Genomic DNA, 24,022 nt, shown 5'->3' with positions numbered 1-24,022 from the left:
GCGCAAAAGCCTATGATGGGCAGAGTCCGTCGGTATCTACAAGACATGCGCGGGCCTAAGGATCAAAAAGCCCCGCCGGGCCTTGTGGGCACGGCGGGGCGGACAAGCAGCTATGGACAGCAGACTTAGAACAGGCCGGTGATGTTGCCGTCGTTGTCGACGTCGATGTTCTCGGCCGCGGGCACCTTGGGCAGACCCGGCATGGTCAGAACGCTGCCGGTCAGCGCGACCACAAAGTGGGCACCGGCGGAAACCTTGAGCTCACGCACGGTGATGCGGAAGTTCTCGGGAGCGCCCAGGGCCTTGGCGTTGTCGCTAAAGCTGTACTGCGTCTTGGCGACGCACACCGGCAGGTTGCCAAAGCCGTTCTCGCGCAGCTCGGCGAGCTGGCGCTTGGCGGCCGGCGTAAAGTCAACGCCGTCGGCGCGGTAGACCTTGGTGGCAACGGCCTCGAGGGCATCAGCGACATCAGCGCCGTCCTCATAGGCAAACTTGAGCTCGCTCGGCTGCTCAATCAGACGCATGACCTCATCGGCCAGCTCGAGCGCGCCCTCGCCGCCCTTGGCCCAGACCTCGGAAAGCTTAACGTTGACGCCGAGCTTCTGGCACTCGGACTCGATGAGTGCAAGCTCAGCCTCGGTGTCCGTCGGGAAGCGGTTGATGGCGACCACGCAGGGCAGACCATAAACGTTCTGGATGTTGTCGACATGACGCAGCAAGTTGGGCATGCCAGCCTTGAGTGCCTCGAGGTTCTCCTCGTTGAGGTCGGCCTTGGCGACGCCACCGTTGTACTTAAGCGCACGAGCGGTCGCGACGACCACGACGGCGCTGGGGCGAACGCCCGTCATGCGGCACTTGATGTCGAGGAACTTCTCGGCACCCAGATCGGCACCGAAGCCGGCCTCGGTAATGGCAACATCGCCAAAGCGCATCGCCATACGCGTGGCCATAATAGAGTTGCAGCCGTGGGCAATGTTGGCGAAGGGACCGCCGTGGATAAACGCGGGCGTGCCCTCGAGCGTTTGCACCAGGTTGGGCTTAAGCGCGTCCTTAAGCAACGCGGCCATGGCACCCTGGGCCTTGAGGTCGCGGGCACGGACGGGCTCGCCGGCAAAGCTATAGCCGACGACAATCTCACCCAAGCGTTCCTTGAGGTCGTTGATGCTCGTAGACAGGCACAGGATTGCCATGACCTCGGAGGCAACGGTGATGTCGAAGCCGTCCTCGCGCGGCACACCTTGGGCCTTACCGCCAATGCCATCGATAACATGGCGCAGCTGACGGTCGTTCATGTCGACGACGCGCTTCCAGGTGATGCGCTTAACGTCAATACCGAGCTGATTGCCCTGCTGGATGTGGTTATCGAGCATGGCGGCCAGCAGGTTGTTGGCAGCACCGATGGCATGGAAGTCGCCGGTAAAGTGCAGGTTGATGTCCTCCATGGGAATGACCTGGGCCCAACCGCCGCCAGCGGCACCGCCCTTGACGCCAAAGACGGGACCGAGCGAAGGCTCACGCAGGGCCACGGCGCTCTTGATACCGCGACGACGCAGGCCATCGGCCAGACCGATGGTCGTGGTGGTCTTGCCCTCGCCCGCGGGCGTTGGGTTGATAGCGGTCACGAGGACGAGCTTGGCCTGGTGATCAGTCGGCTCGTTGAGCAGCGAATAGTCGACCTTAGCCTTGTCGAAGCCGTACGGAATAAGGTGCTTAACGTCGACGCCGGCGTTCTTGGCCACCTCGGTAATAGGCAGCGGCGTGACAGAACGTGCGATTTCGATGTCAGTAGGCATGGGCGGTCCTTTCGTTACCGAATGAGAAAAAGACCAATTCAGCATAGCACGGGCGCGCAATAGTAAAACGCCCATAACCGATGAACGGCGATATGTTTACCCGATGCCCAGCGATAGTCCAACAGCCCGCCAAAACAAAACGCCCTAAACGGTAGGTTCAATCCCCAGGTGCTCAAAGGTGCGGAGGGTTGCCTGACGGCCCTGCGGCGTACGAATCATCAATCCGCACTGCAGCAAATAGGGCTCATAGACATCCTCGAGCGTGCCCGGGTCCTCGCCCACCGCGCTGGCAAGGGTCGTAAGTCCCACGGCGCGACCGGAGAACGTCTTGGCGAGCGTCTCCAAAATGCGAATATCCATCCAGTCCAGACCGAGCTCGTCGATCTCGAAGAACTCGAGCGCCTGGCGACAGATATCGAGCTCGATGGGGCCGTTGCCGCGCACCTGTGCGTAATCGCGCACGCGCTTGAGCAGACGGTTGGCAAGACGTGGCGTGCCGCGCGAACGCGAGCCGATCTCGAGTGCACTGGGATGGTCGATCGTCACGCCCAGGATAGTCGCCGAGCGCGTCACAATCTGCGCGAGCTCCTCGACCGTGTAGTAATCCAGGCGATATGAAATGCCAAAGCGGTCGCGCAACGGGCCGGTCAACATGCCTGAGCGGGTCGTTGCCGCCACCAGCGTAAACTTGGGGATATCCAGGCGAATCGAGCGCGCCGCCGGACCCTTGCCAATCACGATATCGAGGGCAAAGTCCTCCATCGCGGGGTACAGGACCTCCTCGACCGAACGGTTGAGGCGGTGGATCTCGTCGATAAACAGCACATCGCCCGGCTGCAAGTTAGTAAGGATGGCCGCCAGGTCGCCCGTGCGCGCGATGGCAGGGCCACTCGTGGTCTTGATCTGAGCGCCCAGCTCGTTGGCGATAACGGTGGCCAGCGTGGTCTTGCCCAGGCCCGGAGGACCCGAGAAGATCACGTGGTCGAGCGTCTCGCCACGGCTCTGCGCCGCTTCGATCAACACGCGCAGGCTCTGCTTGATGTGCTCCTGGCCGCAGTAATCGTCCAGGCGCTGAGGGCGCAAAGTGCGGTCGACATCGAGATCCTCGGCCGTCAGCTCCGAGCCCACCATGCGCTCGCCGTGCGCCATGGATGCCGCCGGCGAGTTACCGGGCGTCGCCCACAAGTCCTGAGAGTCATCGGCTTCCCACATCACGCATCCATTCCGAGTCGCTTAAGCGCCGCGCCGAGCAGATCCTCGACACGCATATTCTGCCCATCATACCCGCTCAGGGCAACATCGGTCTCCTGCGGGCTAAAGCCCATGGAAAGGAGCGCCGCACGGGCATCATCGATCACCGAGGGAGCGGCAGCGGGCACGGGCATCGCAACCTGTCCGGGAATCACGTCGACCGGCACAAAGCCCTTATCCTTGGCAAAGGTGCTCTTGAGTTCCAGGATCAGGCGCTGAGCTGTCTTTTTGCCCACACCGGGTACCTTGGCCATGCCCTTGTCGTCCTCGGCCATCACCAGCGAATACAGCTGCCCCACGGTATAGGTGGAAAGCACGGCAAGCGCCAGGCGCGGGCCAACGCCCGAGACGGACACGAGCCGGTCGAACATCGTGCGCTCATCCTTTGAGGAAAAACCGAAAAGTGTCATGGCGTCCTCGCGCACCTGCATACGCGTGTAGAGACGGACCTCGCCGCCGGGCGTCGGCAACGTGGCCGCAGTGCTGCCCGAGATGCCGAGTTCAAAGCCAACGCCCGACACATCGACGACAGCAGAGCTCATCGTGGACTCGACAAGCGTTCCGTGGAGCTGGGAAATCATCAGTATCCGGTTCCTCTCTGTTGATAGAACTCGCCACCGGTGAGGGCGCGGGTGCGGCTGAGGTTTACGTGGCAGATGGCGCAGGCCAGGGCATCGGCGGCATGGTCGGGATGCGGGTCGTGGTCGAGCTGTGTTAGCGTGCGTACCATGTAGGCGACCTGCCGCTTGTCCGCGGCGCCGGTGCCCACCACAGCCTGTTTGATCTGCATGGGCGTGTACTCGCCAATCTCGAGCGCGCATTCCGAAAGCGCTACGAGTGCAGCACCGCGGGCATGCGCCGTAGGGATGGCCGAGCGAACGTTGGCGCCAAAGTAAATGCTCTCGACAGCAGCCGTGTCGGGTCGATAATGCTCGACGACATCCTTAAGGTCATGGGCGATATGCGACAGGCGCACCGCGAGCGGACTTCCGGCACTGGTCTCGATGCAGCCGTAGGCACGGCAGCGAACCTCGCCACGCCGCTCCTCGATAATCCCCCAACCCGTATGAGCCAAACCGGGGTCAATGCCCAAGATAACCAAGCCGACCTCCCCTCGCCACAAGCACAGCGCAAGACAAGGCCCCGCGCATCATTCACGAACGTCTGTTCTAGAATAACACAACGGGGCCAAGATGCTTAGTTGAAGTGTCGGGGCTGGAAGCGAATCCTATCCCATAGTTAGTTCTGCGAGAAAAAGGGGAACTGCCTCGGATCAACCGGCGGATGCGGCATCGGGCCACCCTGGGGACTACCTTGCGAGCCGCCCTGACCGCCCATCATCTTATCGATGGCGTCCTGAACCTCGCCCTCGAACTTTTTCATTCCCTCGTGCAAACGACGCTGACCGTCCTCAGAGCGCAGCTCCTCCATCTGCTCGGGCGAAATACCCAGAAGCTCGCCCAGCACGTCCATCATCTCGTTTCGCACGCGCTCGCTCGTATCCTCGTCAGCAAAACGGCGCACCTCGGCGCGCGCCAGCGAATCGACCGTCATACGCTCCTTGCCGTTAAGCCCCAGGTCGGACCACGCGAGCATGTACGGCCAGGCACGCTCGGCAAACGAACGGGCCGAGACGATCGGCGCCATCGGCAACATGCGGCGGGCAGCTTCACCCTGTCGAACGAGCATCAGCAGCAGCGAGCAGGCCTCAGGCTTGCCAGCGGCCATCGGGATGTCGTCGAAAGATCGATTGCGGTCCACGTGCGCCTCGAGCGCCCCATCGACCTCACCCGGCTCAAGCCCGCCGAGCAGCTGCGCCGCGCGGTCGAGCATATCGACCGGACCGTCGAGCGTTGAGAGCGCCTGCGCCAGCACTCGCTCCATACAATCTTCCACCGCGTTGAGCGTCACGAGCTCTTGGGGCACCACGGCAGACGTGCGGTTGCGCACACGTGCCACAAACTCAAGCGTCGACAGGTACACATCGCCAAAGGGCGCGTAATCGCCCTGGTAGCCGCCGCAAAGCGCCGGCGCCGCCAGCGCGTACTCGGTTTTGGACAGCGGGCTCAGCGCCATCGCACCCAGCTCGAGCGCCGTGTCCTCCAGCATGAGGCCCAGCGTGCGCGAGCGCAGACGCTCGGCATCACCCGCCGACACGTCGCGATCGAGCACACGCGCCGCATCCGGTGCATCGCGCTCGACGGTGCGAATGTGCAAACGCTCGGCGATGGCGCGGACGGCGGCACAGCGGGCAGCCTCGGCCTCTTCCTGCGCCGGCGTAAAGATACGGTTGCGCCCCAGCACCAGGCCAATCACATTGCGCGGGCCCAGAGCGTCGACGGCCAGCGCCGCTAGCAGGGACGACGGCAAGTCACCCTCGAGTGCCACCACAGCACGCGACGCACCGTGTGCTCGGGCGTTGTCGCGCACGGCGAGCACCAGCGCCTGCCACAGCCACTCCTCGGAACGGAACTCGGGCAGTTCGTGATCTTCCAGGGCATCAAGCATCACGCCGCGCTGAATCTCCTGGACCAGCAGGCTCTCCTCAAAACACGGCGCCTGGGCCACCACGCGACCGCAGTCGTCGAGCACAAACGAACCGCCGGTATACACCGACTCGTCATAGGCGCCGACCGGCGCCATGCAGGCAAACCACACGCTGCGCTTGGATGCGATCTTGCGGTAGGCGCCGCAGCGAACGGCGGCAATGGCGGCAGTCTCGCGGTCGGTCATGTCAAACGCGTTGAATTGGAAATACGCGATGAGGTCGACGCCGGTCGGCAACATCTCGAGCTCGCGGTCCAAGTCAAAAATCACGGCGATGCGCACGCCGTCCACGTCGAACACCGGCGGCGCCCAACGCGTGTCGTTGTTCTCGCCACGCTGCAAGGCAATGCTCGAACGCGCCGGCACCACATGACCGTCCTTGAGCATCATGTAGTCGAGCAGCGGCTGGCCCTCAAACGAAACCGCCGCGGGCACGATGCAGATCATGTCAAGCTCCTGGATACGCTCGGCGACACCAGTCAAACCGGCAAGCACGTCGTGCTCAAAGTCGGCAGCGCCCACCAGGCCACCGGGCATGGCGCCCATAAAGAGCGGAGCCGGAACGCACAGCACGCGCGCCCCGCGCTCGTGGGCCAAACGAGCCTGGTCCTCGATGCGGCCGCAAATGCCCTCAATATCACCCAGGCGCATATCGATCTGTGCAAGCGCGAGCTTCATGGCCCAGCCCTTTCCGTCGTAAACCATCGAAATCGTAGTAAAAGCGCCGGCCGCATAATGCAGCCGGCGCTTGCATGTGCATATGCTAGCTATGATACCCCGAGCGGGGGCGCGCTCCTAGAATGTCGCGGACCACAGCCCGTGCAGGTTGCAGTAGGCATAGACGGTACCGGTCTTGGAGCCGCCCGCAAAAAACGTCGCGGGTTTCATGCCGGGCTCAAGGTAATGAACCTCTAAGCGGCCCTCGGCCTCAAGCGCGATCCACTCAATGTAGTGCTCGGGCAGGCTGGGGTGCTCGACCGAGCCAATGCGTGCGCGAATCACGTGACCGTCACGCTCGGTCTCGACAACAGGCACGTGCTTCTCGTGCGCCGCGTCCTCTGTGTTTGCAGTCAGTTCCGTGCAACCGGCAGGGGTCGCAACGTCGTCGCCAAGGGCGGCGATGAGCTTGCCGTCGGGGTCCTTAAAGAATTTCGCCATGATGTTCTCCTTTGCTGATGTGCCAATGTTCTTGATGGTTCTTATGCCCAAAGGCAGACAAACCATCCACGGCATTGCAAATGAACACATAACGGATTAGGCAAGCGGTCGAGCCAAAATGCGTCGACCGTCCTGCCTACCCCAGCAGCCCCACCCGAGCGGGTTAGCGCCCGTCGCCGCCGAGCAGCGCCAGAACGTCCTCGCTGGTAAACAGCGCCGACGAGATGCCGTCGCCGCCGAGCACGCTGTTGACCAGGTCGCGCTTGGACTCCTGCATCTGCATAATGCGTTCCTCGATCGTGTCCTTGGCGATGAGCTTGTACACGGTCACGGTATGTTGCTGGCCAATACGATGCGCACGGTCGGTCGCTTGGTCCTGCGCCGCCACGTTCCACCACGGGTCGTAGTGAATGACCACGTCGGCCGCCGTCAGGTTCAGGCCCACGCCGCCCGCCTTGAGCGAAATCAAAAAGATCGGAACCTTGCCCGCTTGGAACTGCGCGACCATCTTGGCGCGGCTCTCCTTAGACGAAGCGCCCGTGAGCTTAAGAAAGGCGATGTCCTCCTTGGCCAAGCGCTTACCAATGATATCGAGCATACCCGTAAACTGGCTGAACAGCAGGATGCGATGCCCGCCGTCGAGTGCGCCGTGCACGAGCTCCATGCACGTATCGAGTTTGGCGCTCCCCGCCTTGTAATCCTCGTAGTGCAGACGCGGGTCGCAGCAGATCTGGCGCAGCTTGGTGAGCTCGGCGAGCACCTTGAGCTTGTCTTTCTTAAACTCGGATGACTCGCGGTGCTGCACCTGTTGGGCGATGCGGTCCTGGTTGGCCAGGTAGAGCTTGCGCTGCTCGCCGGTGAGCTGCGCCATGACCGTATCCTCGATCTTCTCGGGCAGGTCTGCCACCACGTCTTCCTTGACGCGGCGCAGCACAAACGGCGACACGAGCGCCTGCAGGCGAGCGGCGCTGTCGCCCTCGGCGTGCTCGACCGGGCTTTCGAAGCGCTTGGCAAACGACTCGCGCGTGCCAAGTAGGCCCGGCATCAAAAAGTCGAAGATGTTCCAGAGCTCGGACAAGCGGTTTTCGATGGGCGTGCCCGTCAAGGCAAAGCGCACGCCGGCAGGCAGGCGCTTGGCGGCACGCGCTACCTGCGTGAGCGGGTTTTTAATGTACTGGGCCTCGTCGAGCACCACACGGGCAAAGTCCTGCTCGACATACTCGTCGATATCGCGCCGCATAAGGTCATACGACGTCACGACCACGTTATGCTCGGCCACGCCGGCGATCTGCACGCGACGCTGCGCCTTGGTGCCCACAATGGCGCACACATCGAGCGAGGGCGCAAAGCGCTCCAGCTCGGCGGTCCAGTTGTACACAAGCGACGCGGGACACACCACAAGCGTGGGTTTAGTGTCCCCCGCCTCCACGCGCGCCAGGATATGCGCGATCATCTGGAGCGTTTTACCCAGGCCCATATCGTCGGCCAAGATGCCGCCAAGGCTCAGGTGTTCGAGCGAGCCGAGCCACTGGTAGCCGTCGACCTGATAGCCGCGCAGTGTGGCCTTGAGCGAGACCGGCACCGTAAAGTCCATCTTGCCGAGCGTATCCAAGCGCTCGACGGTGCGGCGGAACGCGGCGTCACGATCGGCCTCGAGCGCGGGTGTGCGCGCGAGCATGCTATCGACGAACAGGGTGCTCGATGCGGGAAGCAACACGCCGTCGAGCAGGTCGACGGCATCGACGCCCAGGTCCTCGGCGAGGCCAAACGCGGCTCGAGCGCCCTCGTCCAGGCGAATGATGTCGCCGGACGTAAGGCGCGCAAACGTTTGATGGCGCTTGTACGAATCGAGATAGACGGCAAAGTCCGCGGCCGAAAGCCCGCTCGCGCCCAGCTCGACATCGAGCAGATTGCTCTTGACAGTCGCACGAACCGAGAGCTTGGGCGCGGGGCGCACCGAAATCTGGCGCAGGCGGTCGCTGAGCATGACCTCACCCAGCTCGGACAGGGCGGACAGGCCCTCGGTCAGCAGGCAGAACAAGCTCTCGTCATCGCGCTCCTCAAACGCCAGACCGCCCTCGTAAAAGTCGAAATACAGGGCCGCCGTGTCCATAACACGAAACTCTGCCACCTCGTCGCGGGGCGGCACGCCGGGGCGTTGCTCTTCGAAGAGACTGCCCGGAGCGCCTAGACTAAAGAGGTCTGCCGACCAGTCGCCGTAGGTAACCGTAATTTTGCAGGTCACAAGCCCATCGTCGACGCCGATCGCCATAGCAAAGCTCGGCTCGGGCGCCACGGTATCGAGCGCGGCGGGCGCGGTAAGGTCGGTGTAGTCGCGCAAAATGGGCAGCGCCATACGACAGAACTCCCCCACCTGGTCGGCAGCGATATGGACCGGCGTGCGACAGGGCAGCAAGCGCGATAGAAACGGCGCCGCATGCTGGGCAAACGCTACATCGGTGCGGCGCGCACGGCGGGTATCGACCAGATAGGCTACGTCGCCCGAAGCAAAGCAGTATGCATCGGCCGGCAGGCGCAGATCGTAGCTACCACCAGCCGCCGGCGCGATTTTGGCGGCAAGAAGCGGCGGGCGCTTAGCCAGCGCCTCGTCCTCCCCTTCCGGAGACATCTCAACCGCCACGTCATAGGTGCGATGCGTCGTCGTCCCCCGCGACCAGGCGGGCTCAAAGGAGATGGTCTGGCCACGCAGCAGGTCCAGCACATATACGATGCTATGCTCGGACAGCGGCAGCTGACGCTCGGCGACAAAACCGCTGCGGGCAAAGTCGTACGACGCCGAACGCGAGCTTGTGATGTCATCGAGATAGGCAACTGTCGTCACAACAAGGTTGAGCAGCTTTATCGACACGTCTTCGAAGGCTTCGGGCGTATGGACAAACGTAAGCTTCTTGCCGTACGAGAAGGTACCGCCTCGGACATAGGCGTCGGCCATGCCGTCGATATCCTTGACCACGTAGGACACCGAACCGCAGCGAATGCGGAACTCGAGCGCCCAGCTAAAGCGGTCGGCGAACAGCGGATTGTAGTACGGCACCAACGAGGGCTCCAACGCCGCTTTGGGGGCGTCGGGATCAACGGCACCGGCAAGCTTGCGGCGCATGCTCGCCAGCTCATCCATGCGCGCGTCCGAAAGATCGGAGAGCGCCGCCATGAGGCTGGGACTCGTGGGGACGGGCGCCGGAAAGGGAAAGTTGGGATTGACGGCCGGCGCTTTGGGCGCGGTGCGCGCGGGCTGTTTCGGCTGCGCCGTAAACGTGCGGACCGGCGTGCGCAAACCTTCGACGGGCTCGGCGCCGCTGGCATCCAAATACGCCAGAGCCGTAGCAATAGCGTGTTTGCACATACCGGGGTAACGATAGGCGGCGGGGCAATCGCAGTCGTAGTCGATCACCTCGTGCTCGTCCATGTCGAGCGCCACGTGCGTCTTGTACAGGTCGCCGCGCGAACCACGCACCGAGCCCTCAACCGTCACGTTTTTGGAGAAGCGCGAGCCGCTGTCCTCAATCGACAGCACAGCGCCGTTGAGCATGAGCGAACGCCCCTTCATAAAGGTGCCGCTCAGCGCCGCCTCTTTCCGGAGCGCCTGCACAAACGTCCCCTGCGCCATCACTTCCTCCAATCTCACCCGGGGTAGCTAATTTGGGACGGGGCTATTTTAGCTACCCCCATATGTCGGTTGAGATGCATTCCGACCCCGACTCATTCGCCGTCAGTCAAAGGGTAGCTAAAATAGCCCCGTCCCAAATTAGCTACCCCGCCAACGCCGTCCTTAAATTACCGTCACTCTGCCTTGGTTACCCACAATCGCCTTTGCCTCTGCCAGCAGCGGAATCGAGCGTGCATTGACCTTGGCCGGCACCTCAGCACGCAGCACGCGCCCGTCGACTTGCTCAATAAAGATCTCCACGCGGTCGCCGCCCGGGTTGGTGGTGAGCACCGTGGCCAGGCGCGCCATATTGCCCTGGCTAAAGCGGCTGTTGGGCACCATGACTTCAAAGACCTTGGGCTTGTTTTTCTCCTCGCTAAGCTCCAGCGGCACAATCTCCTGCGCGATGATCTGGTCGCCGCGGTCCGAGCGCTCGAGCTTGCCCTTAATGCGCACAAACGCGTCGGACAGCTGCGCGCCGGTCTCGGGATCGATCTCGCCGTACAGATACCCCTCGGCCTCCTTGTAGGTCTTGGGGAACACCACGACCGTGGCCTCGCCTTCCATGTCTTCGAGCTGCACGATGCCCATGGGGTCGCCGTTTTTGGTCACGCGCTTGGACACGCTCGAGACCATGCCGGCCCACCACAGCGCCTTGCCCTCGGGAATCTCCTGGTTGATGGTACCGCCCGTGGGGTTTTGCACTTCGTAGCCGGTGTCGATCTGCGAGAACGAGAAGTCGCGCGCCTTGGCTAGCGCATACTCAAACGGGCGCAGCGGGTGGTCCGAGACATAGATGCCCAGAACCTCCTTCTCTTGGCTCAGCTTAAGGTGGCGGTCCCACTCCTGGCCGTCCGGATCGGGCACGCTCACCTCAAAGCCCGAGCCCTCAACATCGCCGAACATGTCGAAGAACGACGTCTGGCCGCTCGCGCGATCCTTTTGGCGCTTCACGGCGGCATCGATGATGTTCTCGGGGTTGTTCTTGTCCACAAAGTGCATCATCTGGCGGCGCGGATACCCCGTGGAGTCGAAGGCACCTGCCTTGATCAGCGATTCGATCACGCGACGGTTGGCCTGGCTCGAGTCCACGCGCTCGACAAAGTCGTGCAGCGTCTTAAACGGACCGCCCGCCTCGCGCTCGGCGATAATCGCCTGCGCCACGCCGGTACCCACGCCGCGGATGCCGGCCAGACCAAAGCGCACGCCCTCCTTGGTAGCCGTGAACTCGGTACCGGACTCGTTGACATCTGGCGAAAGCACGGGAATGCCGTCGTGACGGCACGCCGAGACGTAGTGCACGATCTTGTCGGTCTTGCCCGTATAGGACGTCAAAACGGCCGCCATGTACTCGTGCGGATAGTGCGCCTTGAGCCACGCCGTCTGCATAACCAGGATGGCGTAGCCGGCGGAGTGCGACTTGTTGAAGGCGTAGGATGCGAACTCGAGAACATCGTCCCAAATCTTCTGGGCGACCTCGCGCGTGTAGTTGTTCTTGATAGCGCCGTTCATCCAGTGGTCGTAGGTGGTCTCGTCCGAGCCATCCTCCCAGTGCAGCACCGTCGACGTGAGCAGCTTAATCTTTTTCTTAGCCACGGGCTTACGGATACGCGAGTCCGATTCGCCCTTGGAGAAGCCGCACATCTCGACGGAGATGAGCATAACCTGTTCCTGGTAGACCATGGTGCCGTAGGTTTCGCCCAGGATGTCGTCCAGGCGGTCGTCGTAGGAGACAGCCGGCTCCTTGCCGTTCATACGGTTGATGTAGGACGAAACCATGCCGGCGCCCAGCGGGCCCGGGCGGTACAGGGCGATCAATGCCACGACGTGTTTGTACTCGGTGGGCTTCATGTTCTTGATCGTGGCCGTCATGCCGGCGGACTCGACCTGGAAGACGCCGGCGGTGTGACCGGAGCCCATGAGCTTAAAGATCTCGGGGTCGTCAAAGGGAATCTCTTCCTCTTTGATGTCGATGCCGAAGTTCTTTTTGATGTTGGCCTTGGCCTTGGAGATAACCGTCAGCGTGCGCAGGCCCAGGAAGTCCATCTTGAGCAGGCCCATGTCGGCAACGGTATGGCCCTCGTACTGGGTAATCTCGACGCCGCCCTTGGTGTCGAGCTTGGTGGGCACGTGCTCGTTGACGGGGTCGCGGCAGATCAGAACGGCGCACGCGTGCACGCCCTCGCCACGGGTGAGGCCCTCGATCGAGAGCGCCGTGTCGATGATGCGGCGGGCGTCGTCATCCTTTTTATAGGCCTCGGCAAAGTCGGGGTTAAACAGATCCTCTTTGCCGGGTTGCTTTTCGAGCACCTGCTTGAGCTTGACCTTGGGGTCGCTCGAGACCATCTTGGACAGGCGCTGGCCCATGTAGACCGGATAGTCCAGCACGCGCGCGGCGTCGTTGATGGCCTGCTTGGCCTTGATGGTCGAGTAGGTGATGACGTGGGTGACCTTCTCGGGGCCGTAGAGCTGGCGAACGTGCTCCACGACCTCGAGGCGCCGCTCATCGTCGAAGTCCATATCGATATCGGGCATCTCGGTACGCTGCGGGGACAGGAACCTCTCGAACATCAGGCCGTTCTCGAGCGGGTCGAACGCGGTGATGTTCATGGCGTAGGCGACGATAGCGCCGGCGGCCGAGCCACGGCCGGGGCCGACGCCGATGCCGTTGTCCTTGGCCCATTGCACGTACTCGGCGACGATCAAGAAGTAGGCGGCAAAGCCCTTGTCGCAGATGACCTTGTATTCGTACTCAAAGCGCTCTTTGATGTTGACGCCGCCGATCTCGCGCGTGGCCCAGTCGTCACCGTAGTGCTGACGCAGGCCTTTCTCGCACTCGCGGCGGAACTGGCTCTCGTGCGTCTCTCCGGGATCGAGCAACGGGAAGCGCGGCAGGATGATAGAGTCCCAGTCCAGCTCAACGTAGCACTTGTCGGCGATCTCGAGCGTGTTGTCGCAGGCCTCGGGGCAATACGGGAACATCGCCCGCATCTCCTCCTCGGTCTTCATGTAAAACTCCGAGCCGGTCATGCGCATGCGGTTGGGGTCATCGACCTTGGCGTTCATGCCAATACACATGATGACGTCCTGCACGGGCGCATCCTCGCGGCGCAGGTAGTGGAAGTCGTTGGTGGCGATGACCTTGACGCCCACCTGCTTGGCGATATCGATGAGCGTGCGGTCCATCTGCTCGTCGGTCAGGCCGTTGTCGGTGGTGATGCCATGTTCCTGGATCTCGATGTAGAAGTCGCCGGGGTCGAAGGTATCGCGGAAGGTCTCGGCCCACTTGATGGCGCCCTCCATGTCACCGCGGTCGATGTATTTGGGGATGATGCCCGCGATGCAGGCGCTCGTGCAGATCATGCCCTTGGCGTGGCGGCGTAGGTTGTCGAGCGTCACGCGCGGCTTGTAGTAAAAGCCCTGCACGGCGGCCTCGGAAACCGTCTGCATCAGGTTGACGTAGCCTTCCTGGTCTTTGGCCAGAAGGATCATGTGGTAGAGCTCGGGCTTGTGGTCGCGGGCAAGGGTCTCGTCCGGCGTAAAGTAGACCTCGCAGCCAAAGATGGGCTTGATGACCAGAGGCGGCTTGAGCTCGTCGATATTGCCCTTCTCGTCCCACATGGCCATGTCCTTCACATACTGGGCATGCTCGCGCGGGTTTTCCTCGGGGTCGGGCTCCACCAGCTCGTCGCGGCGGTCCTTTTCCAAGAAGGCCTTGTCGTGGCTCCAGGTTTTGTACTCGGGCGTGTTGTGATTGACGGCGTCGCAGGCCAGCGCCAGGTCGGGCACGCCATACATGTAGCCGTGGTCGGTAATGGCCACGGCGGGCATGCCAAGTTCAACGGCACGATTGACCATATCCTGGATACGGGTTGCGCCGTCGAGCATGGAGAAAACAGTGTGATTGTGCAGATGGACGAATGCCATGTGATGAGCTCCGATGCGGGTTCGTGTTCTGACTGAACGATTTTACCGCACGGCGCGGACGGCACCCGAACCTAGCCAAACCAACACGGGTAGTCTTTTTGGAACCTTCAAAAAGGGGAATGAGGGCATCCAGATATATCGAGTATTACTGGAACCCCGGCGATGCGCGGAATGATTTGTGACGAATAGTCATGTCCATCAAGAAGGCTCGACGCTTCGGATAGCTCGTCAATCGATATATCAATTCTTGGAGACCTGCATTCCTACCATTTTTAATGAAACGACGGCGGTAATTGCTATCGCGATTCCGCCAATAATACCGAGCGCTATCTGAATGGGATATAATCCTAACACATGTCCAAATATGGAGAAAAACATTGCGGAAAAGAGAGCCCTTACCAGAGATGCGATGGAAAGGATCGTCGCGCGGAGATCGTCCGCTATCGCGTCTTGGATTAAGTTTTCCGAAGTGATGTACACCACTTCTGGGAGAAAACAAAGCACCATGCTAAGGCCAAACAAACACAGCGGATTTGAAGCGAACCACGGAAGAATCATGAAAAGGCCAGCCTCAATTAGCATCGAGCCGCGCATGGTATTTCTTTTCCCGAAACGCGATGAGAAGAAATCTGCTGCAATGTAGGCCGTCGCATTTACTGCATAGGATGCACCGAAAAAGATTCCTATTATGGAGACGGGAGCATCAAATGCGTCGAATACCAACTGATTCAAGTTGTAATAACTCCCGTAGAATCCGTCGAGCATGCTTGTGCCGATGAGGAGAAGCAATACCGCAAAAGCGGATTCTCCAACGCGCCAGGTCTCGCGCCTGAACATCTTGGCTGCGTCAAACCTCCCCTTTTCTGATCTTTCAGAACGGGTCGTTTCCGTCCTCTCAATGGGATACAGAAGGAAAAGCTGCAGGAGATAGAAAACGGAGACACATACGTAGAGGGCACTCCAAGATACTTGGGCAATGAAAGATCCGAGCACAATTGCCATTCCCGTAGCGATTGATTGCGCGGCAAGCAGCCGAGCGTTGATGGTGAGGAAGCGCTCTCCTTGACCGGCATTTCGGGCAATTTCATATAAAAGTGCTTGTTCGGATCCCGATTGAAGGGAGTAGGCGAGTGCCTCAACAAGGGAAAGCACGACAAGAAAGGGGCCTGAGAGCAACAGCATGCCGGCGGTATGGAAGAAAAGCAGCAGCACGCCCACTTGAATCGAAAACTTCTTTCCAAAGAAATCGCCTATCAGCCCTGTTGGCAGCTCGAGGACGACCGTTGCTATGTTGAACAGGGCTTGATAAAGCGCGATTTCCGTAACAGACATTCCTTTCTCCGCAAGGAAAAGTAGAAATACTCCCCGATTTAAAACAAATCCCGTGAGAACGAAAAAGGCGGAATAGACGTGCAGTTGCGTAGTGGCATTCTTATTCATTTGGCACTACCAACAACTATTTTTGTCGGGCCGCTCGCTACTGATTCGAAGCCTGAAGTGTTCACAGTTGATTTGAAGAGCGGTAAAGCTTTTGCACAGGGTATCAATGGAATACATCCGAAGCGTTGGCAGTATCATCGGCGAAGGCGGGATTAGCCTTTACGCGGCGCTCACCCTCGATGTATTTGACGATTTGATCAATCGTCTGGTTGGCGTGGCTCTTGAGCTTGCGCTCATAGAGGAAGAGGCCGAGCTTGCCGCGCGTGCCAGACGTGTTGCCACCCACACCCTGAAAATCCTCGGTATAGGTGAGCTCGCAGGCACCATCGCCAGCAGGTGCAGCCTCATAGCGCATGGTATTGATGCCCGCCGCATACTGAAAACGGACCTCATAGAGGCACGGGTAGTCAAAGTGCTTGATCTTAACCTTGATCGCCGTGCCCTTGGCCTTGCCTTTTGCGGACTGGGCGCGCTTCTCGTACTTATAGCCGTTGAGCTTGTTGCGGCTGGGACGCTTGCCCGTGGCGTTCTCGATATCCTGCATGATGGACCCCGCCAGAGCGTCAAAAAGCTCCTCCGGTGTCACCTTAAGCGTTTTGGTGAGCTGCATGATGGCTCCTTATTCGTTTGAACCGTTCGAGTCATTGTAACGCCCCAGGCTCTCCCATGCGTTGCGGTGCCATTTGGACGATTGAGGGCTTTACAGCCGCAAAACTAACCAAATAGCACCGTAAAGCCTGAGGTGGCTAGAGGTTGTAGGTGACCACTTGAGGTTCGGCGGGTTCGACGAAGATGGCTGGATTCGCCTGCTCCACGCGGACGAACTTGACGGTCACGGCCTCAAAGCCCGCCTTGTGCAACGCATCGGCGTAGACGCGCGCCTGCAGGGCGTGCTTCTCCTGCAGCTGTTCCGGCGTCTCGTCCGGCGTGCCGCCCGTCTTGTAATCGATGACCAATGCGCGCGACGGATCGGCCGGATCGGTGGCCAGTGCATCGATAGCGCCCTCAGCATAGGCACCGTAGCGAGCGATGTCCTCGTCCTCGCAGCCCAGCGAGAAGAACGGCACCTCGGCACGGATGCACGGCCACGCGAACAGCTCGGCACGAACCGACGACTTGAGCCAGCGATCCAGAGCGACATCGAAGCGCTCGCGCTGTTCCGGCGTCAGGCGCCACAGGCGCGCCAGTGCATCGGCACGCTCAGCGGGCAGCGCATCGGCACCCATCTCGATGAGCCACTGGCAGGCAGCGTGGAAGACCGAGCCCAGCGCCATGGGATTACCGGCGGGCTCGACAGCAGCCACGTCCGCATCCGTCATCTCCGAGCCATCCGACTCCGCATCATCGCCAGCCTCGTCCATGGGCACGCGCGTCTCGGCGGCACGGTCCTCGGCCTCGGCATGCAGCGCCGCGGCAATCGACGAATAGCTGTACGAATCACGCGCCGGGAACGGACAGATGCCCATGCGCACGCCCGCCGCCTGGGGATATACGAGTTCAAACGAATCGGGCTTGGGATCGGCAGGACCAGGCACAGTTGAGTGCGCAGCATTACCGGCGACATCGGTATCGCCACGAACGAGCCTGCCCTCGGCATCCAGCGAAGCGTTAGCCTCAAACGCCTGCTCGCCAAAGGTAAAGTCAGAAAGCGAAATGAGCTCGTAGTCGCCCGACTGGGAGTTGTCGAACACCAGGCGGTCGGCATCGAGCTGGGGCATGTCCAGAGCGTCGGTCGGCAAAATACGGCGGAGCACGTCGTAGGTCAGATCCGTCTCGACATCGAAGGTCGGCGCCGTCACCTTGCCACGGCTCACGCCGGCATCCATCGCCAAGATCACCAGCTCGCGCGCACGCGTCATGGCAACGTAGAGCAAGCGGGCCCGCTCCTCGAGCGAAAGCTGCAGATCATCGTTGCGCAGGCGAGCAAATGCCTCGGCAGGAGAACCCGTCGCGCAGACGTCCTCCATGAGCTCCGGCGGCAGCCACGGCGACGCGCCCTTGCCCTTAAACACATGCTCAAACTGCTTTTTGACGTCGTCGCCCTTCACAAAGGTACCGTCGGCGAGCTTAACGCCGTCGAAGCGTGCTGGCAGTGCCACGACCTGCGCTCCGCCCTCGACACGCCCCATCTGAGCCGCACCGGACGGCTTGCGCACGCCAAAACACTCGGCAACCGCTACGACCGGATACTCCAGACCCTTGGACGCATGCACGGTCATGATGCGCACCGCGCCGTCGCCCTCCTCGTTGAGGGCACCCGGGGCTTCCTTGCCCGCCAAGAAGCGGTCGAAGGCCAGCGCGATGGAACGCGGCGAGTTGCCGAACTCGGCCTCCGCCTCGGCCACGGCGTCGAGCGCCTTGAGCACGTTGGCGGCAATAGCCTTGCCCTCGGGACCACACTGTGCCAGACGCACAAACCAGCCGGAGGCATTGACCGCGTCGCGTGCGATGGCGGCGAATGAATCGCGGCCCACGCGACGAAGTGCATACCGCAGTACCTCGCGGGCGCGCGTCACGAGCGGCAAGCCCTGCAAGCCCGGCACATCGGAATCGCTCATGATGCCCGCATCGATGTTGCGGCGCGAGGTCTCCCCCGTCTCGCTATCGAGCTTGGTCGCCAGTGCCAGGAACTCCTGGGCACCGAGCGCAAACATCGGCGAGGCGAGCAGCGGCATAAGGCCCTGCGCCGTATCGGCCGGATTGGCGAGCGCACAAGCCAGGGCGCGCACCGTCTGCACCTCGGCAGCCTGCGCAAAGACTGAGCCGCCCGCGATGACGCAGTCGAGCCCCTGGTCGCGGAAGGCCTGCGCGTAGACGTCGGCGTTGGTCATGCGGCCCAGCAGCAGCACCATGCCGCCCTGGGGCTGGCCGGCATCGGCAAGCGCGCGGAATCGCTCCGCGATCGCGCGGGCCTTGGCCTGTGTGCGCTCCTGCGTACTGCCGCCGGCAACAAAGAGCGCCTGGCGACGCGAGGCGTCCGCCACCAGCGTGTCCTTGCGGCCGTCGCTCGCCTCAAGATCCAAAAAGCCCTGCATCAGGCCGCCGTCGTCGCCATCAAAGACGCGGGCCACATAGCGCAGCACCTCGTCGTGGCTGCGGAAGTTGCGCACGAGCTTGACGAGCTCGCCAGCAGGGGCGTCGGCCACGGCAGTCGCCTCGGGCGCGGCAGACGAGCCCACCTTGCGCTCCTGGCGACGGAACACCTCGACCTCGGCGCCGCGGAAGCGATAGATCGACTGCTGTGCATCGCCCACGGTGCACAGCGCGCGCTCCCCCGCACCCGTCAGGTAACGGATCAGATCGACCTGCATCTGGTCGGTATCCTGGAACTCATCGATCATGACCATCTTAAAGCGGCCCTCGTACGCAGCACGGATGGCAGGGTAATCGCGCAACGCCTCGTAAGCCATACGCAGCAGGTCGTTATTATCGAGGGCGGACTGGGCAGCCTTCAGCGCGCGGTACTCCGCCTCCACAGCACGAGCAAGCCCCACCAGCGCATCGAGCGCCGGGCCACCGCAGGCAAGCACGATATTGATAAACGCATCGGCGGCCTCGGCCTTGAGCAGCTCGACCTGCTCCTTGGGGAATGCCTTGCTCGCGCGCGGCATGGTGCACGACATCATGAGTCGCGCCGCATCCTCCATGGTTTTGCCACTCGCCTCAAACGCGTCGATGGCATCGAGCGCCGTCTGCGCCTTCTCGGTCGCGGCCTTGCTTGCGCCTAGCGCCGCGCGATAGGCATCGGCGAGTGCCGAGGTATCGGCCTGGCCGCGCGCCACGCGCGCGTCGTCCATACCGCCCGGCAACTGGCTCGACAGCTCCAGCAGGTCGCGCACCAGACCCTTGATGGTCGTACCGCCGCCAAAGGAACCGCCCTCGCCCGCCATGGGATACCAGGCATAGAGGGCCTTGAGCGATGCCGCGAGCTCGGGGGCGGCATCGGGTGCCGTCGCGCGACCCAGCACATGCTCAACAGCCTGGTCCATGAGCTCGTCGGTATCGGTGAGCACCGTGAACTCGGGGTCGATGCCCAGCTCCAGCGCGTGCGCGCGCAGGATACGCGAGCACATGCCGTGAATGGTCGAGATCCACGCGTCGTCGACGGTCAGTGCTTCCTCGTCCATGCCCTCGTCGATAAGCGCACGGCGCACGCGGTCGCGAATCTCGGCCGCGGCATCTTTGGTAAAGGTAATGGCGAGCACCTGGTCCAGATGCTCAACGAACGGACCGGATTCGGGCGAGAGCGCATAGACGATGCGGCGCGTGAGGGTAAAGGTCTTACCCGAACCGGCGCCCGCCGAGACAAACAGCGGGCGGTCGAGCGTTTTGACAATCTGCAGCTGTTGCGGCATCAAAGTCGAAAGATCCATGGTCTACACGTCCCTCCTTACAAACGTTCCTTCGTGGTTATACGAGCAGCGCGCATGCGCGGCCTGAGCCGACGCCGGGTCGACGGCGGCAACGTTGCCCGCCTCGAGCTCGCGCAGGCGCTCGGCAATGCCGGCCTCCACGCGATCGAGCAGGGCATCGAAGTCCATGCTGCCGCCCTCGCCCGGGAAGCCCTTCTTGAGGCCCGGGATGCGACCGTCACCGCGCTCTTCCTCGAGCAACTCGGCGCTCGCCGCACCGCGCAGCGCGGGCTTGCCGCCCTTGGTCGAAAAATAGAGCGCTGCACGGGTATCCAAGCCCAGTGCCCGACGCATGGCCTGCGCGTAGATGAGCGTTTGGGTATGGGGCGGCAGCCAGCGCGGGTCGTCGATGGGAGCCTCGCCCGTCTCCTCGTCACGCACCGTGGGGTCGGCAAGCTTAAACTCCTCGACACCCGAACGATGCTTGTAGTCGATTACCACGGCGCGGTTCTCGGCGTCCACGTCCACACGGTCGATGCGCCCGCCGAGCGGCCAACCGGCATACTCGACCTGGAGCTCGTTGAACGCAAACTCCAGGTAGCGCGGGGCAAAGGGGGCAAGTGCCTCGGACTCGTAGGCAAGCACGCCCTCCAGCTGCGGCAAGATCTCGGCCACCTGGCGCTCCTCCACCGCAGAGAGCGGCACCAGCGGGCCCTCCGTGCCGCGCTTGCCGGCGTGCTCGGCCAACGTCTCGTCAAAGACCTCGTGCAGCAGCTCCTGAGCACGCGGCAGATTCTCGGGCGTCACGCGCTCCATGCCTTCTTGGGGCAGACGGGCATGCAGATGCTCCAGCACGTCGTGGACAAAGTTGCCCTTCTCCATGTTGCCAAAGCCAGCGTCGATCGACTGGGGCTTGACGCGATACGAGACGAACCAGCATAGCGGACAGGTCGAATAGGCCTCGATCTGCGAGGCAGACGTCAAGCGCGGCACCAGCGGCGCATCCTCGCCCTCGCCATCGCGACGGCGCAGGACCAAATACGGCACGGCCTCGGCACTCAGATGCTGAGGGGCTTCACAGGTCACGCGCTCGCGCTTGAGGCCTTCACCTGCCGCGGGATCAAAGTCGGCGATGATATCGCCCTCGCCCACGCACGTGGGCTTGGCAGCACCAGCGGCCTCGGCATGTGCCCGCAGCTCGGTCCATACGGCTGCCGGGTAGCACTCGCGCGCCTGGCGATCGTGCGTCACGCGGGCGAGCGCGACCGGACCGCTCGCCGCCTGCATCGCACGGCCAAAGCGCACGCGCAGCAGGGCGGCGGGCTCCAAAGACACGCCGTCGCGGCGCAGCTCGGCCGTCAATGTGGCAAGCGGGCCCTCTTCGTGCGAAAGCGGATAGCTGTCCAGGTCGACATCGGCAAACAGCACGGCATCGTAGCCGCCAGGACGCAAAACCGACGCATCGGCAAGCGACACGAAGCGCACTTGTGCCCGTGGCGTGCGATCGACCTCGTAGGTCGCGTAATCGTAAGCGGTACTGCGCTTGTCCACCTTGGTTCGAACGCCGTCGAGAACCGGCACGGTCGCGGCCTGCGACACGTCGAGTGCGCGAGCATCGTTCATAAGGATGTCGATGGCATGGCGCAGCAAAGCCGTCTCTGCCTGGCGACGGGCCTGGCCGTCAAGGCCGCCTAGAGCGCGATCGGGCAGCGCCTCGGCAACGGCGAGCATGGCCTTGAGCGCCGTCACGGGTTTGTCGCGCCACAGCGCCTGGAACACGTCCGAGACCACACACGGCACGTTCTTAAACCAGTTTTCGTCGCTCGCCGCCTTGCGCGCGCCCCTCACCTGACCCTGGACGCTCTGCAGCAGGCTCTTAACGCCCGCAGTGGTCTTGTTGCGCGACAGGCGTATGTTCTTGTCGAAGCCGCGGGCGCTCGCGGCGTCGGCACCCGAAAGCGGGCTATAAATCCAGTCGGTAAGCTCCGGAGCGGGCCACCACTCGGTCTTGGAAGCGGTGCCCTCGTCGGCGGCTTTCATACGCTCGATCAGGTTGGCGAGCGCCGTAAACTGCCTGCCCGCGATGGACTGGGAAAACGCCGTGAACTCAGTCGTCTCGGCCGCAATGTGACGCGCCGCCAGACGAGAGGCGAGCTCAACGAACAGCTGGGGTGCCCGGGCAGAAACAACGAGCACGCGCACAGGGTCGGCAGGCGTCGCGACGCCGTCGACCTCGGAACCCCGGCACGTTTTTACCAGATCATCAATTGCGTCCGCATAAGCATGAGCACGGGCATGGGGGCCAGCGACCTCAATAAAGGCAGGCTGAGCGGCGGTCCCGCAAGCGGCATCAGACGCGCCGACACCCTCCCCTAGCGGCGCGATCTCAAACAACACATCGCGGGCATCAAATGCCGCGGCAAGCTCCTCGCGCATCGCCGCCTGCTCGCGGGCAAGCAGCACGACGACCTCTCCCCCATTGTTCGCCACGGCAGACAGCAGCTCGAGCAGACCGTGCGTAAACGACGTGATACCGCGCACGCATACGGCGCGAGTGCACGCCGGCAGGCTATCGGCCAGGACACTGGTCATAATGTCAGCTGCCTCGCAGGGCTCAACCATATCTCGACGGTCCAAACCGCCCGCGTAGGCGCGCAAAAGCTCGAACACACGAGCCTCGGCATCGCTTTTTGGCTCAGGCCGGCAGTTGTCGCCACGGCATCGTTCGGCACCCGTCCCCGCAACGCCCGGCAACACGTCGCGGGCCATGCGCGCGAGCATGCGCACTGTGCCCTGGCTGCGCGAAAGCGGCTGCAGAGCGGCGTCGTCGCGGCGGTCGATCATGTCCGAGAACAGCATCTGGCGCTGAAGGTTGTCCACAAAGCTGCGGCCATCGCCCATAAGCTCCCACAGCGAGCTGAGCCACGATGTGGGCGTCTTGTAGTCGACACCCAGTGAAACCCCGGCTTCCGCCGCATCATGGCGGCACAGGTCGAGCTCGGCAAATGTTGGCGCCAACAGAACAGCGCGCCCGTGGCGGGCAACCAGGTCGGCCAGTAGCGCCGCCTCGGCATCGCTCAAATCCGTGCCGGCATTGGTGGTATAGATTCGAACAGGCATGGTCCTCCGCTCAAACTGTTCGCAATAATCAATGCATCCATCCTACCCGCCCAAGCGGACAGATTTGCCCCACGCCAACAGATTTGATCCCTTGGGGACGGAGGAAAACGAATCACCGGGTTAGACTGACCCCCTCTGTGATCCATTTTCCTCCGTCCCCAAGGGATCAAAAAACCGCCCCCGGAGGGACGGTTCTTCGTAATTCAATGTTGTCGCTGGCCTACTCGCCATCCTCCAACTTAATGAGGATCTTGCGGTAGCCACCGTACTCGCCGTTCAGCGCCTTTGAAACGCGGCTCACCGTGGTGGACGAAGCGCCGGTACGGGCCTGAACCTCAACATAAGGCTCGCCCTCGTCCAAATAGCGCGCAACCTGCAAACGCTGAGAAAGGTCGCAAATCTCGCGCGGCGTGCAGATATCGGTCAAAAACGCTTGGATATCCTTCTCGTCGTCCAAAAGGCTAAATGCGTGGACCAGCTGCTTGACATCAGGCTTGTCAAACATGTTCTCGATATTCATCGATCACCGCCAAACCCGCCAAAAGGCATCGAAGTTGATACTGACATCGGGCATCGTTCACCCGTTCTATGCAATAGGGCAACGCCTGTGGCTTTTGCCCGTAGCAGTGTAGCACACCACCAAACTAAAGCGACAAGACTCTCTGCCAGCGGCGCGTTTTTCAGGACGAACCTTGATTCTCATTTTCATTGCAACAGCCTCAGGACTCAGCGCAACGCGTTGCGCTGAGTCCTGAGGCGCGAATCCG

Annotated in this window: 13 protein-coding genes; all 13 read right to left on the bottom strand. The window is 62.1% G+C overall.

Going from position 1 to position 24,022, the window contains the following annotated elements; genetic code table 11:
- Positions 1-125: 125 nt before the first annotated feature.
- On the bottom strand, positions 126-1,793 hold the full coding sequence (locus AB5202_RS07145; RefSeq protein WP_368144244.1) for a formate--tetrahydrofolate ligase: 1,668 nt from the start codon (positions 1,791-1,793) through the stop codon (positions 126-128).
- A 144-nt stretch (positions 1,794-1,937) separates the two neighbouring features.
- Positions 1,938-3,005, bottom strand: a complete 1,068-nt coding sequence (ruvB, locus tag AB5202_RS07140; RefSeq protein ID WP_022095140.1) for a Holliday junction branch migration DNA helicase RuvB — start codon at positions 3,003-3,005, stop codon at positions 1,938-1,940.
- On the bottom strand, positions 3,005-3,625 hold the full coding sequence (gene ruvA / locus AB5202_RS07135) for a Holliday junction branch migration protein RuvA (protein ID WP_368144245.1): 621 nt from the start codon (positions 3,623-3,625) through the stop codon (positions 3,005-3,007). The genes ruvB and ruvA overlap by 1 nt, the downstream gene beginning before the upstream one ends.
- On the bottom strand, positions 3,625-4,146 hold the full coding sequence (gene ruvC, locus AB5202_RS07130; protein WP_368144246.1) for a crossover junction endodeoxyribonuclease RuvC: 522 nt from the start codon (positions 4,144-4,146) through the stop codon (positions 3,625-3,627). Before ruvC ends, ruvA begins: the two co-directional genes overlap by 1 nt.
- 137 nt (positions 4,147-4,283) lie before the next feature.
- On the bottom strand, positions 4,284-6,269 hold the full coding sequence (locus tag AB5202_RS07125; protein ID WP_368144247.1) for an NAD(+) synthetase: 1,986 nt from the start codon (positions 6,267-6,269) through the stop codon (positions 4,284-4,286).
- Positions 6,270-6,386: 117 nt separating this feature from the next.
- Positions 6,387-6,749 (bottom strand): desulfoferrodoxin family protein, encoded by a 363-nt coding sequence (locus AB5202_RS07120; RefSeq protein WP_368144248.1) that lies wholly within the window; start codon positions 6,747-6,749, stop codon positions 6,387-6,389.
- A 163-nt stretch (positions 6,750-6,912) separates the two neighbouring features.
- Positions 6,913-10,377: a DEAD/DEAH box helicase gene (locus tag AB5202_RS07115; RefSeq protein ID WP_368144249.1), complete on the bottom strand. Its 3,465-nt coding sequence runs from the start codon at positions 10,375-10,377 to the stop codon at positions 6,913-6,915.
- A 162-nt stretch (positions 10,378-10,539) separates the two neighbouring features.
- Positions 10,540-14,343, bottom strand: a complete 3,804-nt coding sequence (gene dnaE, locus AB5202_RS07110; protein ID WP_368144484.1) for a DNA polymerase III subunit alpha — start codon at positions 14,341-14,343, stop codon at positions 10,540-10,542.
- A 240-nt stretch (positions 14,344-14,583) separates the two neighbouring features.
- Positions 14,584-15,783 (bottom strand): MFS transporter, encoded by a 1,200-nt coding sequence (locus AB5202_RS07105; protein WP_368144485.1) that lies wholly within the window; start codon positions 15,781-15,783, stop codon positions 14,584-14,586.
- A gap of 103 nt (positions 15,784-15,886) precedes the next feature.
- Positions 15,887-16,393, bottom strand: coding sequence for a DUF3284 domain-containing protein (locus tag AB5202_RS07100; protein WP_368144486.1), 507 nt, complete (start codon positions 16,391-16,393; stop codon positions 15,887-15,889).
- 136 nt (positions 16,394-16,529) lie between these two features.
- Positions 16,530-20,156, bottom strand: coding sequence for a UvrD-helicase domain-containing protein (locus tag AB5202_RS07095; protein WP_368144488.1), 3,627 nt, complete (start codon positions 20,154-20,156; stop codon positions 16,530-16,532).
- A gap of 3 nt (positions 20,157-20,159) precedes the next feature.
- Positions 20,160-23,255 carry a PD-(D/E)XK nuclease family protein gene (locus tag AB5202_RS07090; protein WP_368144490.1) on the bottom strand — a complete coding sequence of 1,032 codons (3,096 nt, stop codon included), beginning with the start codon at positions 23,253-23,255 and terminating at the stop codon, positions 20,160-20,162.
- Positions 23,256-23,475: 220 nt separating this feature from the next.
- Positions 23,476-23,775 (bottom strand): YerC/YecD family TrpR-related protein, encoded by a 300-nt coding sequence (locus AB5202_RS07085; protein ID WP_022094855.1) that lies wholly within the window; start codon positions 23,773-23,775, stop codon positions 23,476-23,478.
- Positions 23,776-24,022: the final 247 nt, after the last annotated feature.

It is taken from the genome of Collinsella aerofaciens, from assembly GCF_040915545.1.
In the GTDB taxonomy this organism is placed as follows: Bacteria; Actinomycetota; Coriobacteriia; order Coriobacteriales; family Coriobacteriaceae; genus Collinsella; species Collinsella aerofaciens_BE.
This window is presented reverse-complemented; position numbering and strand designations above follow the sequence as displayed.

Bases quoted from the DNA above. Each gene is read 5' to 3' on its own strand.
- AB5202_RS07145 (WP_368144244.1), bottom strand. From the start codon at position 1,793: ATGCCTACTGACATCGAAATCGCACGTTCTGTCACGCCGCTGCCTATT.
- ruvB (WP_022095140.1), bottom strand. From the start codon at position 3,005: ATGTGGGAAGCCGATGACTCTCAGGACTTGTGGGCGACGCCCGGTAAC.
- ruvA (WP_368144245.1), bottom strand. From the start codon at position 3,625: ATGATTTCCCAGCTCCACGGAACGCTTGTCGAGTCCACGATGAGCTCT.
- AB5202_RS07125 (WP_368144247.1), bottom strand. From the start codon at position 6,269: ATGAAGCTCGCGCTTGCACAGATCGATATGCGCCTGGGTGATATTGAG.
- AB5202_RS07120 (WP_368144248.1), bottom strand. From the start codon at position 6,749: ATGGCGAAATTCTTTAAGGACCCCGACGGCAAGCTCATCGCCGCCCTT.
- AB5202_RS07115 (WP_368144249.1), bottom strand. From the start codon at position 10,377: ATGGCGCAGGGGACGTTTGTGCAGGCGCTCCGGAAAGAGGCGGCGCTG.
- dnaE (WP_368144484.1), bottom strand. From the start codon at position 14,343: ATGGCATTCGTCCATCTGCACAATCACACTGTTTTCTCCATGCTCGAC.
- AB5202_RS07105 (WP_368144485.1), bottom strand. From the start codon at position 15,783: ATGAATAAGAATGCCACTACGCAACTGCACGTCTATTCCGCCTTTTTC.
- AB5202_RS07100 (WP_368144486.1), bottom strand. From the start codon at position 16,393: ATGCAGCTCACCAAAACGCTTAAGGTGACACCGGAGGAGCTTTTTGAC.
- AB5202_RS07095 (WP_368144488.1), bottom strand. From the start codon at position 20,156: ATGGATCTTTCGACTTTGATGCCGCAACAGCTGCAGATTGTCAAAACG.
- AB5202_RS07090 (WP_368144490.1), bottom strand. From the start codon at position 23,255: ATGCCTGTTCGAATCTATACCACCAATGCCGGCACGGATTTGAGCGAT.
- AB5202_RS07085 (WP_022094855.1), bottom strand. From the start codon at position 23,775: ATGAATATCGAGAACATGTTTGACAAGCCTGATGTCAAGCAGCTGGTC.